The organism is Pseudomonas orientalis (assembly GCF_022807995.1).
Taxonomy (GTDB): domain Bacteria; phylum Pseudomonadota; class Gammaproteobacteria; order Pseudomonadales; family Pseudomonadaceae; genus Aquipseudomonas; species Aquipseudomonas orientalis_B.
This window is the reverse complement of the sequence record NZ_CP094351.1, coordinates 2657716-2672898: the sequence shown is the minus strand read 5'-3', so window position 1 is coordinate 2672898 and position 15183 is coordinate 2657716. Positions and strand designations below refer to the sequence as shown.

Genomic DNA, 15183 nt, shown 5'->3' with positions numbered 1-15183 from the left:
GATGTTGATGGCGTACCTTGGCCTGTTCCTCGCCGCCTTTGGTGCGGCGACGTTGCTGCCCTTGCAGTCAGAGGCCGTGCTCGTCGGGCTGCTGCTCAGCGGGCATTACAACCTGTGGCTGCTGCTGGGCATCGCCACGCTGGGCAATGTGCTGGGCTCGCTGGCCAACTGGCTGCTGGGGCGTTCGGTGGAGCGCTTCCAGGAGCGGCGCTGGTTTCCGGTCGGCACCCGGCAACTGGACAAGGCGCGCAGCCACTACGCGCGCTGGGGGCATTGGACACTGCTGCTCAGCTGGGTACCGATCATCGGTGACCCGCTGACCCTCGTGGCCGGCGTCATGCGCGAACCGCTCTGGCGGTTCCTGCTGCTGGTCACCCTGGCCAAGGCGCTGCGCTACGGCGTGCTTGCCGCGATCACCCTGCAGTGGGTGTTAATCCCCCGTTAATCTTGCCCAAACAGCATCCGGAACATCTTTCCCGGAGCTCATGACCATGCCTTTGATCCGTGACCTGTGCGTAGCCGGCCTGCTCACGGCCAGCGCTGCGCCCGCGTTTGCCGCCACTTACGGCCCTGAACTCCAGGGTTTTCAGTACCCCTATCCAGTTGAACGCTTCAACTTCGAATCCCAGGGTAAAAGCCTGCAAATGGGCTATATGGATGTCCCTGCAAAAGGCAAGGCCAATGGGCGCAGCGTGGTCCTGATGCACGGCAAGAACTTCTGCGGCGCCACCTGGGAAGCGTCGATCAACGCCCTGAGCGACGCCGGTTACCGCGTGATCGCGCCGGACCAGATCGGCTTTTGCACCTCCAGCAAGCCCGAGCATTACCAGTACAGCTTCCAGCAACTGGCGCTCAACACCCACCAATTGCTGGAAAAACTCGGGATTAAAAAGGCCACGCTGCTCGGTCACTCCACCGGCGGCATGCTGGCCACGCGCTATGCCTTGATGTACCCGGCACAGACCGAGCAACTCGCCCTGGTCAACCCCATCGGCCTGGAAGACTGGAAAGCCCTGGGCGTGCCCCACCAGAGCGTTGACCAGTGGTATCAACGCGAGCTGAAACTGAGCGCCGACGGGGTGCGCAAATACGAGCGCGACACCTATTACGGCGGGCGCTGGAAGCCCGAATACGAGCGCTGGGTGGACATGCTCGCCGGCCTGAACGAGGGCCCGGGGCACACGCTGGTGGCCTGGAACTCGGCGTTGATTTACGACATGATCTTCACCCAGCCGGTGTACTACGAGTTCAAGGATGTGCAGGCGCCTACCCTGCTGCTGATCGGCACCAGCGACACCACCGCCATCGGCAAGGACCTGGCACCGCCAGCGGTCAAGGCGCGGATCGGCAATTACCAAGTGCTGGGCAAGCAGGTGGCCAAGCTGATTCCCCATGCAACCCTGGTGGAATTTCCCGGCCTGGGCCATGCACCGCAGATGGAAGAACCGGCGCGGTTTCATAAGGCGCTGTTGCAGGGTTTAAATGCCCTTTGACCCTTTTTGAGGCACGCATGCATGTCACTACAGATCGCAGTGATCGATGATTGGCAGCAAGTGGCCAGTGGCGTGGTGGATTGGTCAGTGCTCGCTCCCCTGGGCCAGGTGCACTTTCTGCACGATTTTCCCGCCGACACCGTCACGATGGTCGAACGCTTGCAACAGTTCGACGTTATTTGCGTGATGCGCGAACGCTCCCCTTTCGACCAGGCCTTGTTGCAGGGCCTGCCCAGGCTGAAGTTGCTGGTGACCGGCGGCATGCGCAACGCCGCCATCGATCTACCCGCCGCCAAGGCGTTGGGGATCCAGGTGTGCGGTACCGACAGTTACAAGCAGGCCGCGCCGGAGCTGACTTGGGCACTGATCATGGCCTCGACGCGCAACCTGCTGGCCGAAGCCAACGCCGTGCGCGCAGGCGAGTGGCAGGTCGGCCTGGGCGGCGACCTGCATGGCAAGACCCTGGGCATTCTGGGGCTGGGCAGCATCGGGCAAAAAGTCGCGCAATTTGCCCAGGTATTCGGCATGCGCGTGATTGCCTGGAGCGAAAACCTTACGCCGCGACGGGCGGCCGAGTCGGGAGCGACTTGGGTCAGCAAGCGCGAGCTGTTCGAGCAGGCTGACATTCTGACCATTCACCTGGTCCTCAGCGAGCGCAGCCGCGGCCTTGTCGATGCGCAGGCGTTGGGCTGGATGAAGCCCGGCGCGCGCCTGGTGAACACGGCGCGCGGGCCGATTGTGGATGAGCAGGCACTGGTGGATGCGCTGAGCACTGGGCGACTGGCCGGCGCGGCGCTGGACGTGTATAGCCAGGAGCCACTACCGCATGACCATCCGTTCCGCTCCTTGCCCAATGTGCTGGCCACGCCCCATGTCGGTTATGTCAGCGAGCAAAACTACCGACAGTTCTACCAACAGATGATCGAAGACATTCAGGCCTGGGCGAACGGCGCGCCCATTCGGGTGCTCGGCTGACGCACCAACAAAGTGCATGCCTTGAATGAAAATGCTCAGCTGCACAATGTTGGCATACGCTGTTGATTTGTGTGGGAGGGGGCTTGCCCCCGATGGCCTCTGGGCCGACCAGGATGTTGGATCAGATCGAGTACATATCCGTTTCTGCGGTAACGGCTGCTAATGGTTCCGCTTTTACAGCGGCTCACTTTTGAAAAGCGCAAAAGTAAGCAAAACGCTCTTGCCCCACCACTCGGCACCTCGCTAATGCTCGGTGTGCCCTTGTAAGATTATTTTCACCTGCTTCAGACCGTTGTGCCCTCAGATTTCGAGATCGTGAGTGAGCATGGGTCGAAGCAGGTTCTTTTCTAAACTAGTCCGAACGGTTGCCTGGGCGCAAAGCCCGATTCTGCAAGGTTGGACGTGAGGAAAACGCCATGGATCATAACTCTGCGTTCGTCGGAATTGATGTTTCCAAAAACAAGCTCGACTCATTTGTCAGCACGACTGGCCAAGTCGAACAGTTTTTCAATACTCAAGAAGATATCCATCGTTTAGCTAAACATCTCAAGGCTCAGGACCCGGTTTTGGTGGTGTTGGAGGCGACTGGGGGATATGAGCGGCTTGCGGCTGCGGAGCTTTGCGCTGCAGGACTACCAGTCGTTGTCGTCAACCCTCGTCAGGTGCGTGATTTCGCCAAAGCTACCGGTCGGTTGGCTAAAACCGATGCTTTGGATGCCCAGGTGATTGCGGAGTTTGCTCAGGCGGTCAAACCCGAGATTCGAGAGATACCAGATGAACACGCTCGTGAGCTGGCAGACCTACTCACTCGACGCCGCCAACTCATCGACATGATCGTGGCGGAGGAGTCTCGGCTAAAGCAGGCGGTATTCAAGGCACTTCGAAGAGACATCAAGGCACATATCATCTGGCTTCAAAAGCGCCTTAAAAGCACAGACGATGACTTGCACGAGGCCATCAAGGCTTCCCCGGTCTGGAAGGCCAATTATGATTTGCTGCGCGAAGTCGCAGGTGTTGGCAACGTGCTCGCACTATCGCTGCTGGCGATGGTTCCGGAGCTTGGCAAGGTTAATCGTAAACAAGTGGCTGCATTGGTTGGTGTGGCTCCTTTTAACTGCGATAGCGGCCAGTACAAAGGCCGTAGAAGGATATGGGGTGGTCGAGCTGAGGTGAGAAGTGTGCTTTACATGGCTGTCTTGTCCTCGAAGCGCCACAACCCGGTGATCGAGAGGTTCTACAACCATCTGCTTGCTACAGGGAAGACGAAGAAAGTGGCGCTGGTTGCGTGTATGAGAAAGCTACTGACGATCCTGAATGCCATGGTCCGCGATCAAAAACATTTCGCAGAAATGGCTTGAATTTCGACACGGTTGCTCACTCCGGCTTGAATCCGTGGGCCGCCGCAATGGGCCATCCCTGGCCCAGTGCGGCTAACCCGGCGTCCTGCCGGGTTGCCCACGGATTCAAGCCTGCGTTCGGCCAGCGTGGTTTAACGGGGCGCCTGAGATCAAGATCAAAAGCCAGATCAAGAGCGGCTCGCTTCGCATCGTGGTTACGGTTGGGCACTACGGAGTTGTGTAGATACCTATCTCCCGATAGCGGTGACCCACCGCCATCGGGGGCAAGCCCCCTCCCACATTTGGATCTGGGCCTCAGCAAGCATAAGGTTAAAAGTTTTTTGTCCTACAAAAACCCCTTCTAAACCCGGCAAGCGCTGGGATCTGGCCTAGACTCATGACCGATGGGTCCGTTCCAAAACAAAAACCCCGCAAAAAAACTAAACTTTTCAACTCGGCCCTTGGTCAAGTTTTAAGGCAAGGCGAGCACTCCGCGATTCACGCTACATGCCCGTCCATCCAATCTTTTTAGTTATCCGTGCAACTGGCATACGCCTTGCCAGATTGTCGTGCGCTTGTGCGCTTGGCCGCAGGAAGCGGTCATCGAGCTAATGGCAGCGGGCCATTAGCTAACCAACACGTTGGAGAGAATTATGATCAGTGCCGCAGCAAGTATTCAGGGAGAGCGTGTTAGTCAGCCAGTTGGCGGGTCGACCTCTTTGGTCGTCGACCTCAATACGGTGCGGCCGGTGTCCAGTCATAACCCCAACCGAAAGAAGGTACTGTTTGTTACTTCCGAATTTGCCGACCTGGTGAAAACCGGCGGCCTGGGCGATGTGTCGGCGGCCCTGCCCCGCGCCATGGCTCACTTGCACGATGTACGCGTACTGATCCCCGGCTACCCGCAAGTGATGGAAAGCGACAACCCGATTCACATCATCGGCGAGCTGGGTGGCCACGCCGCGCTGCCGCCGTGCAAGATCGGGCGCATGGACCTCAAGGACGGTCTGGTGATTTATGTGCTGATCTGCCCCGAGCTGTATGAGCGCGAAGGCACGCCCTACGGCGCCAACAATGGCCGCGACTGGCCGGACAACCACATCCGTTTCGCCCGGCTGGGCCTGGCCGCCGCTGATATGGCCGCCAACCTGGCGCAGATCCACTGGTGCCCGGACCTGGTGCACGCCCACGACTGGCCCGCTGGCCTCGCCCCGGCCTATATGCACTGGCGTGGTTCACGCACCCCGACCCTGTTCACCATTCATAACCTCGCCTACCAGGGCGTTGTGAGCCTGGGCTGCACCCCCGAACTGGGCATTCCGCCCCATGCCCTGCAACAGGAAGGCATGGAGTTCTACGGCAAGATGTCGTTTCTCAAGGCCGGCATGGCCTACTCCAGCCACATCACCACAGTCAGCGCCACCTACGCCCAGGAAATCACCACGCCGGAATTCGGCTGCGGCCTGGATGGTTTTCTCGCCAGCAAGACCCAGCAAGGCCTGCTCAGCGGGATTCCCAACGGCATCGACGAAAGCTGGGAAACTTCGACCGACACCCACCTGACCCACAACTTCAATATCGGTGACTGGGAAGGCAAGGCCATCAATGCCGCCCATGTGCGCGAACTGTTCGGCCTGCACGATTCCACCGGCCCGTTGTTTGCCGTGGTCTCGCGCCTGGTCTACCAGAAAGGCCTGGACCTGACCGAGGCGGTCGCCAGCTTCATCGTTGAAAACGGTGGCCAGATCGCGATCATCGGGCGCGGCGAGCCGGAAGAGGAACAGGCCATGCGCGAACTGGCGCTGCGCTTCCCCGGCCAGGTTGGCGTGCGCATCGGCTTCAACGAAACCGACGCCCGCCGCATGTTCGCCGGCAGCGACTTCCTGCTGATGCCTTCGCGTTATGAACCCTGCGGCCTGAGCCAGATGTATGCGCAGCGTTTCGGCTCTTTGCCGGTGGCGCGCAATACCGGCGGCCTGGCTGACACCATTGAGGATGGCGTCACCGGTTTTCTGTTCAACGAGTCCACCGTCGACAGCTACAAAGCCGCCCTGCAGCGCGCGTTCAAGGTGTTCTCCTATCCAGGCCTGCTCAATGCCATGCGCAGCCGCGCCATGACCCAACCGTTCAACTGGTCGCAGGCGGTGGAACCCTACGCCGAGCTGTACGAACAACTGGTGGTTAAAGCACTGGGGAAATCGACTAAATAATCAAGAGAGGTCTTCATAGATGCCGTTACGGACTCTGGAAACCTGGCCCCACGGCGCACTGATGCTGGACGCGCAACACACGCGTTTCGCCTTGTGGGCGCCAGACGCGTTTTATGTCAGCGTTGAATTGCAGGAAGGAAAATCCGTGGCCATGCTGCCCCAGGCAGATGGCTGGTTCGAAGTGGAGATAGCCTGCCCTGCCGGGACGCTTTACCGCTTCAATATCGACGGGGAACGAGATGTTCCCGACCCCGCCTCCAGGGCCCAGGCCCTAGATGTGCACGGTTGGAGCCGCGTGGTCGACCCGCTTGCCTATCAATGGCAGCACAGCCACTGGCAAGGCCGCCCCTGGCACGAGGCGGTGATCTACGAACTGCACGTCGGCGCGATGGGCGGTTACGCCGAAGTCGAGAAGCACCTGCCGCGCCTGGCCGAGCTGGGCGTGACTGCGATCGAACTGATGCCTCTGGCGCAATTCCCCGGTGAGCGCAACTGGGGCTACGACGGCGTACTGCCTTACGCCCCGCAAGCCACCTACGGTTCCCCCGAACAGCTCAAGCACCTGATCGACAGCGCCCACGGGCACGGTCTGGCGGTGATCCTTGATGTGGTCTACAACCACTTCGGCCCGGATGGCAACTACCTGGGCCAGTACGCCAAGGGCTTCTTCCAGGAAGACGTGCACACACCGTGGGGCGCGGGGATTGATTTCGAACGCCGCGAAGTGCGGGACTTCTTCCTCGATAACGCCCTGATGTGGCTGCTGGAATACCGCTTCGACGGCCTGCGCCTGGATGCGGTGCACGCCATCGACAACCCCGGCTTCCTGCAGGAGCTCGCGCAGCGCGTACGCCAGCAGGTCGACACAGGGCGGCATGTGTGGCTGGTGCTGGAAAACGAGCTGAACCAGGCCGGCCTGCTCAAACATGATTTCGATGCGCAATGGAACGATGACTTCCATAACGTGCTGCACGTGCTGCTCACCGGCGAAACCGACGCCTATTACAGTGACTTCGCCGAGCAGCCTACGGCCAAACTGGCGCGCTGCCTGGGTGAAGGCTTTATCTATCAGGGCCAGCCCACCCGCCACGGCCATGCACGCGGCGAGCCGAGCGGCGAATTGCCGCCCACCGCGTTCGTGGTGTTTCTACAGAACCACGACCAGATCGGCAATCGAGCCTTGGGTGAACGCCTGCACCAGCTGTGCCCGCCCCAGGCGTTGAAGGCAGCGACCGCGCTGTTGCTGTTGTCGCCGATGATCCCGCTGATGTTCATGGGCGATGAGGTCAATGCTGCCGAGCCGTTCCTGTTTTTCACCGACCATCACGGTGAGCTGGCGCAGGCCGTGCGTGAAGGTCGACGCAACGAGTTCGCCGATTTCGCCGCGTTTCATGACCCCGAGCAGCGCGAGCGCATCCCCGACCCCAACGCCTTGACGACCTTCCTGCAATCCAGGCCAACCCTGGCGGAGAACGAGCATGCCCAGTTCTATCGTCACTTGCTGAGCCTGCGTCATCAATATGTGGTGCCCCATCTGCCCGGCAGCGTGGCCTTGGGCGCGCGAGTGCTGGCCGACGGCGCGGTCACGGCGCGCTGGCGGCTGGGCAATGGCAGCGTGCTGCACATCGATTTGAACCTGAGCGCCGAGCCCGTCGACCATCAGGCTTCGCCTCACGTGATCTTTCAAACGCCTGCCGACCCTGCGGCGGCGCAGTTGCCGCCCTTCAGCGCACGCGTGTCCTTATTCCCTGCTGGAGAACAGTCTTGAGCGAAGCGAACCTGGAAATACTCGCCAGCCGTGCGGGCCTGGCCGTCGATTGGATCGATGCCAACGGTCGCCCGCAACACGTCAAGCCCGACGCCCTGCGCGCCGTGCTCAAGGGGCTCGGTCACCCGGCCGATACCGAGGCCGAGATCGAGGCCAGCCTGCAGGAACTGGAGCAGGCACAGCAGGATAAGCATCTACCGCCGCTGATGACCGTCGACAGCGGTGAAGGGCTGGACCTCGCGCGTTTTTTTGCACCGGACACGCCGTGCCGCGTGCAACTGGAACATGGCGAAAGCCTGGAACTGCGGCTTGATGGGGATGCCGTGCTGCCGGGCGTGATCGCCCTTGGTTACCATCAGGCGCATATCGACGGCCAGACCTTCACCCTCGCCGTCGCCCCCGCCCAGTGCCATAGCGTGGCCGAGGCGGTCGACACCCACCCCGCCCGCGCCTGGGGCCTCAGTGCCCAGCTCTACTCGCTGCGCCGCCTCGGCGACGGTGGCTTCGGCGACACCCTGGCCCTGGAGCACCTGGCCCGCTCGGCCGCCGAGCGCGGGGCCGACGCCCTGGCGATCAGTCCGATGCACGCCATGTTCAGTGCCGACACCGAGCGCTACAGCCCCTACTCGCCTTCCAGCCGGCTGTTTCTCAACAGCCTGTATGCCTCGCCGGAATGCATCCTGGGCGAACGTGAAGTGCGCAATGCCATCGAGGCCACGGGCCTGGCCGAGGAACTGCACGAGCTCGAACAGCTCACCCTGATCGACTGGCCTGCCGCCGCCAAGGCCAAGCAGCGCCTGCTGCGCGCCCTGTATGACGACTTCCGCCACGGCCACCATCCACAACATGCCGACTTCCAGAGCTTTCGCCAGACAGGCGGCGAAGCCCTGGAAAACCACTGTCGGTTCGAAGCGGTGCAAGCGTTGCGCGCCGCCGCCGGGGAAGACCTCGACTGGCGCCAGTGGCCGCAGGACTGGCGTACACCGCAGAGTCCAGCGCTGGCGCAGTTCGCCGAAGAGCACCGTGACGAAATCGGCTATTTCGCTTTCACCCAGTGGCTGATCGCGCGCAGTCTGCAGCGTGCGCAACAGGCCGCGCGTGGCAGCGGCATGGGCATCGGCCTGATCGCGGACCTGGCGGTGGGTGCGGACGGCGGTGGCAGCCAGGCGTGGAGTCGCCAGGACGAACTGCTCGCGGACCTGACCGTCGGCGCGCCACCGGACATTCTCAACCGTGCGGGCCAGGGCTGGGGCATTTCCGCATTTTCCCCCGAGGGGCTCAAACGCAACGGTTTCCGTGCCTTTATTGAAATGCTGCGGGCCAACTTCGCCCACGCCGGCGGCCTGCGCATCGACCACGTGATGGGCCTGCAACGCCTGTGGGTCATCCCTAACGGGGCTTCACCGCGCGAAGGCGCCTACCTGTATTACCCGGTGGACGACATGCTGCGGCTGTTGGCCCTTGAGTCCCACCGTCACCAGGCCATCGTGCTTGGTGAAGACCTCGGCACCGTGCCCGACGGCCTGCGCGAAAAACTCAGCAGCCGGGCGATCCTGGGCATGCGTGTGTTGCTGTTCGAGCAAAACCATGAAGGCCAGTTCAGGCCGATCCTCGACTGGCCCGACAACGCCCTGGCCACCACCAGCACCCATGATTTGCCGACGCTCAATGGCTGGTGGCACAGCCGTGACATCGAATGGAATATCGAATTGGGCCTGATCGACGCGCCGACCGTCGATCAATGGAGCGAACACCGCCTGCGCGAACGCCAGGCATTGCGCCAGGCCTTGAGCCAGGACCCGCAGAATTTCGTCGATGAGATCCGCAACGACACCGACCACATGATCGATGCCAGCGTGCGCTACCTCGGCCACACCCGTGCGCCGCTGGTGCTGCTGCCCCTGGAGGATGCGCTGGGCATGGAAGAACAGCCTAACCTGCCCGGCACCACCGACACCCACCCCAATTGGCGCCGCCGCCTGCCCGGCGAAGCGTCCAGCCTGCTCGACAATGCCGGCGCCGCGCGCCGCCTCGAGCTGCTGGCCGTTGCGCGCAACCAAACCTATGAGCGTGACCGATGAAAGCACTGCCCCTGCGCGCTACCCAGCGCCTGCAATTTCATAAAGGCTTTACCCTGGATGATGCGGTGCCGCTGGTGCCGTATTTCGCCCGCCTGGGCATCAGCCACCTGTACGCCTCGCCCCTGCTCAAGGCACGGGCCGGGTCGATGCATGGCTATGACGTGGTCGACCCCTCCTGCGTCAACCCGGAACTGGGCGGCGAAGCCGCGTTGCAGCGCTTGGTTGCCGCGTTGCGCGAACACGACATGGGCCTGGTCCTCGATATCGTTTCCAACCATATGGCCGTGGGCGGCGCTGACAACCCCTGGTGGCTGGACCTGCTGGAATGGGGTCGCTTGAGTCCCTACAGCGAATTCTTCGATATTCAATGGCATTCACCGGACCCGCTGCTCAAGGGCCAACTGCTGATGCCGTTCCTGGGCAGCGATTACGGCGAAGCCTTGCAGAGCGGCAGCCTGGTGCTGAAGTTTGAAGCGGCGCAGGGGGCATTTTACGTTGAGCACTACGAACATCGTTTCCCGATCTGCCCACGCGACTATGCGCTGATCCTCGGCAACGAGGAACCGCTCAAGCCGCTGGCCGAGCGCTTCGCCGCCCTGGCGTACCAGGACGACGCCTACGCCGAAGCCGGCTGGCTGAAACAGGCACTGGCCGAGCGCGCCAGCGAGGTGTTACCCGCCATCGAACAGCGCCTCGCCGCGTTCGACGGGCGTACGCCTGAGGGCTTCGCGCGCCTGCATCGGCTGCTGGAAGAGCAGACGTACCGCCTGGCCAGTTGGCGCACCGCGGCGGACGACATCAATTGGCGGCGCTTTTTCGACGTCAACGAACTGGGTGGCCTGCGGGTGGAGCGCACGGCAGTGTTCGAAGCCACCCACGGCAAGATTTTCGAGTTGATCAGCGCAGGCTTGATCGACGGCTTGCGCATCGACCATATCGACGGCCTGGCCGACCCGCGCGGCTATTGCCGCAAGCTGCGCCGCCGAGTGGATGCACTGTCGCCTGCGCGGCATTTGCCGATCTTTGTGGAAAAGATCCTCGGTGAAGGCGAGACCTTGCGCGAAGACTGGCAAGTGGACGGCACCACCGGCTACGAATTCATGAACCAGCTGTCGTTGATGCAGCATCACCCGGACGGTTTCGCGCCGCTGGCCGAGTTATGGTCGCGCCACAGCGAACGGCCATCGGCGTTTATGGACGAAGCACGGCTGGCACGCCAGCAAATCCTCAATGGTTCGTTGGGCGGCGATTTCGAGAGCGTGGCTCAGGCCCTGTTGCAAGTGGCCCGGGACGACGTGATGACCCGCGACCTGACCCTGGGCGCGATCCGCCGGGCGTTGCAGGAACTGATCGTGCATTTCCCGGTATATCGCACCTATATCAGTGCGCGCGGGCGCAGCGCGGCGGACGACAAGGTGTTCCAGCAGGCCATGGAGGGCGCGCGCAGCACCCTGAGCGAGGGCGACTGGCAAGTACTTGACCACTTGGAGAAATGGTTGGGTGGTCAACCCTGGCGCAATCGCCCCCTGGGCCGCGAGCGCAAGATACTCAAGCATGCCTGCGTGCGCTTCCAGCAACTGACCTCGCCCGCTGCGGCCAAGGCCGTGGAAGACACGGCGTTCTATCGCTCGGCGGTGTTGCTGTCGCGTAACGACGTGGGCTTCAGCACCGAGCAGTTCAGCGCGCCGTTGGCCGATTTCCATGGGGCCAACCAGCAGCGTCTGAAAGCCTTCCCGCACAACCTGCTGGCCACCGCCACCCACGACCATAAACGTGGCGAAGATACCCGCGCGCGCCTGGCGGTGCTGAGCGAGTGCGCGCCCTGGTATGCCGAGCAGGTCGAACGCTGGCGCAGCCTGGCCGCGCCGTTGCGCGAGACGGCCGACAGCCCCTCGGCCGGCGACGAGTTGATCCTCTATCAAGTGCTGCTCGGCAGTTGGCCGCTGGAGCCGAAACCTGATCTTGAGGCCTATCAGCAACGCCTGTGGCAGTGGCAGCAGAAAGCCCTGCGCGAAGCCAAACTGCAAAGCAGCTGGAGCGCGCCGAACGAGGCCTATGAACACGGCGTGGAGAGTTTCCTGCAGCGCGTATTGCTCAGTGAAGCCGGCAAGCCATTGCGCGACGCCCTTGCCGACGCCGCCCAGGCCATCGCCCCCGCCGGGGCCTTGAACGGGCTGGCGCAGACTTTGCTGCATCTGAGCGTGCCGGGTGTACCGGACGTGTACCAGGGCGATGAGTTCTGGGACTTCAGCCTGGTCGACCCGGACAACCGGCGCCCGGTGGACTTCCCCGCGCGGCAACGCGCACTGGATAACCCGGCGGACATCGGTGAACTGCTGTCCAACTGGCGCGACGGGCGTATCAAACAGGCGGTGATGGCGCAGGTGCTGGCCTTGCGCAAGGCTAACGTCGAGCTGTTCAGCGACGGTGCCTACACGGCCCTCGAGGTGGTTGGCCAGCAGGCCGAGCACGTTGTTGCTTTTTGCCGCGAGCACCAAGGCAAACACGTGCTCGTGGTGGTGCCGCGCTGGACCCGGCGCCTGCTCGAAAATGTGCTGCAGCCCCTGATTCCTGCCCAGGTTTGGGGCGATACCCGGGTGAAATTACCGTTCGCCGCCACAACACAAAACTGGAAGGGACTTTTTCAGACGAGCGCAGTCACACCAGACAAGGAGCTGTTGATCAGCGCTGCCCTGGGGGATTTCCCGGTCAATGTTTTTATCAATGCCGATATTCAAGAAAGCTGAACATTTTCTGAGGAGTGTGTGATGAGTAATGAAGACAAACGCATCCGCGAACTGGCGCACCAGATCTGGGAGTCCGAAGGCAAGCCCCACGGTGAAGACGCACGGCACTGGGAAATGGCGCGCAAACTGGCCGAAGCCGAAGCATTGACACCCAGCAAGCCCAAGCCGGCCGCCAAACCCAAGACCGCGCCCAAGCCTGCAGCCAAAGCCAAGCCTGCGGCGCCTGACGCCGCCAAGCCTGCGCCAAAGAAGCCCGCAGCACCGAAAAAGCCCAAACCCTAAGCTTATCAATCGCCGCGCCCCCTGAGCGCATTGCCGCCAGGGGGCCTTCATCTCTCTACGTCATACGCTGAATAACTGTCAGTACGGCCGCGTTCGGCCCGAAAAAAAGAACCCTTGCAGGAGCAACACCATGAGCCAACCCGATAAAGCCTCAACCACGCCGGACCATGAGCCGTCGCGGATTCGTGAAGGCCTGCCCTTCCCGCTTGGCGCCACCTGGGACGGCCTGGGCGTCAACTTTGCGTTGTTTTCCGCCAACGCCACCAAGGTCGAGCTGTGCCTGTTCGACGCTGCCGGCGAAGTGGAGCTGGAGCGCATCGAGCTGCCCGAATACACCGATGAAATCTTCCACGGCTACCTGCCCGACGCCCATCCCGGGCTGATTTACGGCTACCGTGTGTATGGCCCTTACGACCCGGAAAACGGCCATCGCTTCAACCACAACAAATTGCTGATCGACCCCTATGCCAAGCAGTTGGTGGGCGAACTCAAATGGTCCGAAGCGCTGTTCGGCTACACCATCGGCCACCCCGACGACGACCTCAGCTTCGACGAACGCGACAGCGCACCGTTCGTGCCCAAGTGCAAGGTCATCGACCCGGCGCACACCTGGGGCAACGACCAGCCGGTGCGAGTGCCATGGGACCGCACGATCATCTATGAAACCCACCTGCGCGGCATCAGCATGCGCCACCCTTCGGTCGGCGAATCCGTGCGCGGTACCTGCGCGGGGCTGATGGAAGACGACGTGCTCAAGCATATCCGTCAGTTGGGGGTTTCCTCGGTCGAGCTGTTGCCGGTACATGCCTTCGTCAACGACCAGCATTTGCTGGAAAAAGGCATGACCAATTACTGGGGCTACAACAGCATTGCGTTTTTCGCCCCCGACCCGCGCTACCTGGCCAGCGGCAAGATCGCCGAGTTCAAGGAGATGGTCGCGCACCTGCATGAGCAGAAGCTCGAAGTGATCCTCGACGTGGTCTACAACCACACCGCCGAAGGCAACGAGCGCGGCCCTACCCTGTCCATGCGCGGCATCGACAACGCCTCGTACTACCGGCTGATGCCCGATGAAAAGCGTTTCTACATCAATGATTCCGGCACCGGCAACACCCTGGACCTGAGTCACCCGTGCGTGCTGCAGATGGTCACCGACTCCCTGCGTTACTGGGCCACCGAGATGCACGTCGACGGCTTCCGCTTCGACCTGGCGACGATCCTCGGGCGCTACCGCGACGGTTTCGACGAACGTCACAGTTTCCTTGTAGCGTGCCGCCAGGACCCTATCCTGCGCCAGCTCAAACTGATCGCCGAACCCTGGGACTGCGGGCCAGGCGGCTATCAGGTGGGCAACTTCCCGCCGGGCTGGGTGGAATGGAACGACCGTTTCCGCGACACCGTGCGCGCCTTCTGGAAAGGCGACGACGGCCAACTGGCGGACTTTGCCGGGCGCATGACCGCCTCGGGCGAGATGTTCAACCACCGTGGACGCCGGCCTTACAGCTCGGTGAACTTCATTACCGCCCACGACGGGTTCACCCTGCACGACCTGGTGTCGTACAACGACAAGCACAACGAAGCCAACGACGAGAACAACCAGGACGGCAGCAATAACAACCTGTCGTGGAACCATGGCGTCGAAGGCCCCACCGACGACCCGGAAATCAACGCGCTGCGTCTGCGCCAGATGCGCAACTTCTTCGCCACTCTGCTGCTGGCCCAAGGCACGCCGATGATCGTGGCCGGGGACGAATTCGCCCGCACCCAGCACGGCAACAACAATGCCTACTGCCAGGACAGCGAGATCGGTTGGGTCAACTGGGACCTGGACGACGACGGCAAGGCCCTGCTCAAGTTCGTCAAGCGCCTGATCAAGCTGCGCCTGGCGTACCCGATCCTGCGCCGTGGGCGCTTCCTGGTCGGCGACTACAATGAAGATATCGGTGTAAAAGACGTCACCTGGCTGGCGCCGGATGGCAATGAAATGACCACCGAGCAGTGGGAAGACAGCAATGGTCGCTGCCTGGGCATGCTGATGGATGGCCGCGCCCAGGAAACCGGGATTCGCCGTGCCGGCGGCGATGCGACGTTGTTGCTGGTGGTCAACGCCCATCACGACATGGTCAATTTCCGCCTGCCACCGGTGCCTCAGGGCGAGTACTGGAATTGCCTGCTCGATACCAATGACCCGGCAGTCCGTGGCCAGGAGCGCTTTGACTTTGAGCACGAGTACGCCGCCACCGGCCGCTCGCTGCTGCTGTTTGAGCTGCATCACGACGACGAGGTGTGA

General features: G+C 62.1%; 10 protein-coding genes. All 10 read left to right on the top strand.

Annotated features, from left to right (window positions below):
- The first annotated feature begins 1 nt into the window (after position 1).
- A complete protein-coding gene (locus MRY17_RS11805) occupies positions 2 to 445 on the top strand; it encodes a YqaA family protein (RefSeq protein WP_181283653.1) in 444 nt (147 codons plus the stop codon).
- Between the two features lie 46 nt (positions 446 to 491).
- Entirely contained in the window at positions 492 to 1493 is a 1002-nt protein-coding gene (locus tag MRY17_RS11800) for an alpha/beta fold hydrolase (protein WP_181283654.1), read from the top strand.
- A gap of 21 nt (positions 1494 to 1514) precedes the next feature.
- Entirely contained in the window at positions 1515 to 2468 is a 954-nt protein-coding gene (locus MRY17_RS11795; protein ID WP_243353820.1) for a D-2-hydroxyacid dehydrogenase family protein, read from the top strand.
- A gap of 416 nt (positions 2469 to 2884) precedes the next feature.
- Positions 2885 to 3826 carry an IS110 family transposase gene (locus tag MRY17_RS11790; RefSeq protein WP_191951590.1) on the top strand — a complete coding sequence of 314 codons (942 nt, stop codon included), beginning with the start codon at positions 2885 to 2887 and terminating at the stop codon, positions 3824 to 3826.
- Positions 3827 to 4458: 632 nt separating this feature from the next.
- Positions 4459 to 6015, top strand: coding sequence for a glycogen synthase GlgA (gene glgA / locus MRY17_RS11785; protein WP_181284327.1), 1557 nt, complete (start codon positions 4459 to 4461; stop codon positions 6013 to 6015).
- Between the two features lie 19 nt (positions 6016 to 6034).
- Entirely contained in the window at positions 6035 to 7783 is a 1749-nt protein-coding gene (gene treZ, locus MRY17_RS11780) for a malto-oligosyltrehalose trehalohydrolase (protein WP_243353819.1), read from the top strand.
- Positions 7780 to 9864 carry a 4-alpha-glucanotransferase gene (gene malQ, locus MRY17_RS11775; RefSeq protein WP_243353818.1) on the top strand — a complete coding sequence of 695 codons (2085 nt, stop codon included), beginning with the start codon at positions 7780 to 7782 and terminating at the stop codon, positions 9862 to 9864. Before treZ ends, malQ begins: the two co-directional genes overlap by 4 nt.
- A complete protein-coding gene (locus MRY17_RS11770; protein ID WP_243353817.1) occupies positions 9861 to 12611 on the top strand; it encodes a malto-oligosyltrehalose synthase in 2751 nt (916 codons plus the stop codon). Before malQ ends, MRY17_RS11770 begins: the two co-directional genes overlap by 4 nt.
- Before the next feature lie 21 nt (positions 12612 to 12632).
- Positions 12633 to 12893 (top strand): DUF2934 domain-containing protein, encoded by a 261-nt coding sequence (locus MRY17_RS11765; RefSeq protein WP_181284331.1) that lies wholly within the window; start codon positions 12633 to 12635, stop codon positions 12891 to 12893.
- A 130-nt stretch (positions 12894 to 13023) separates the two neighbouring features.
- Positions 13024 to 15183 (top strand): glycogen debranching protein GlgX, encoded by a 2160-nt coding sequence (glgX, locus tag MRY17_RS11760; RefSeq protein ID WP_191953681.1) that lies wholly within the window; start codon positions 13024 to 13026, stop codon positions 15181 to 15183.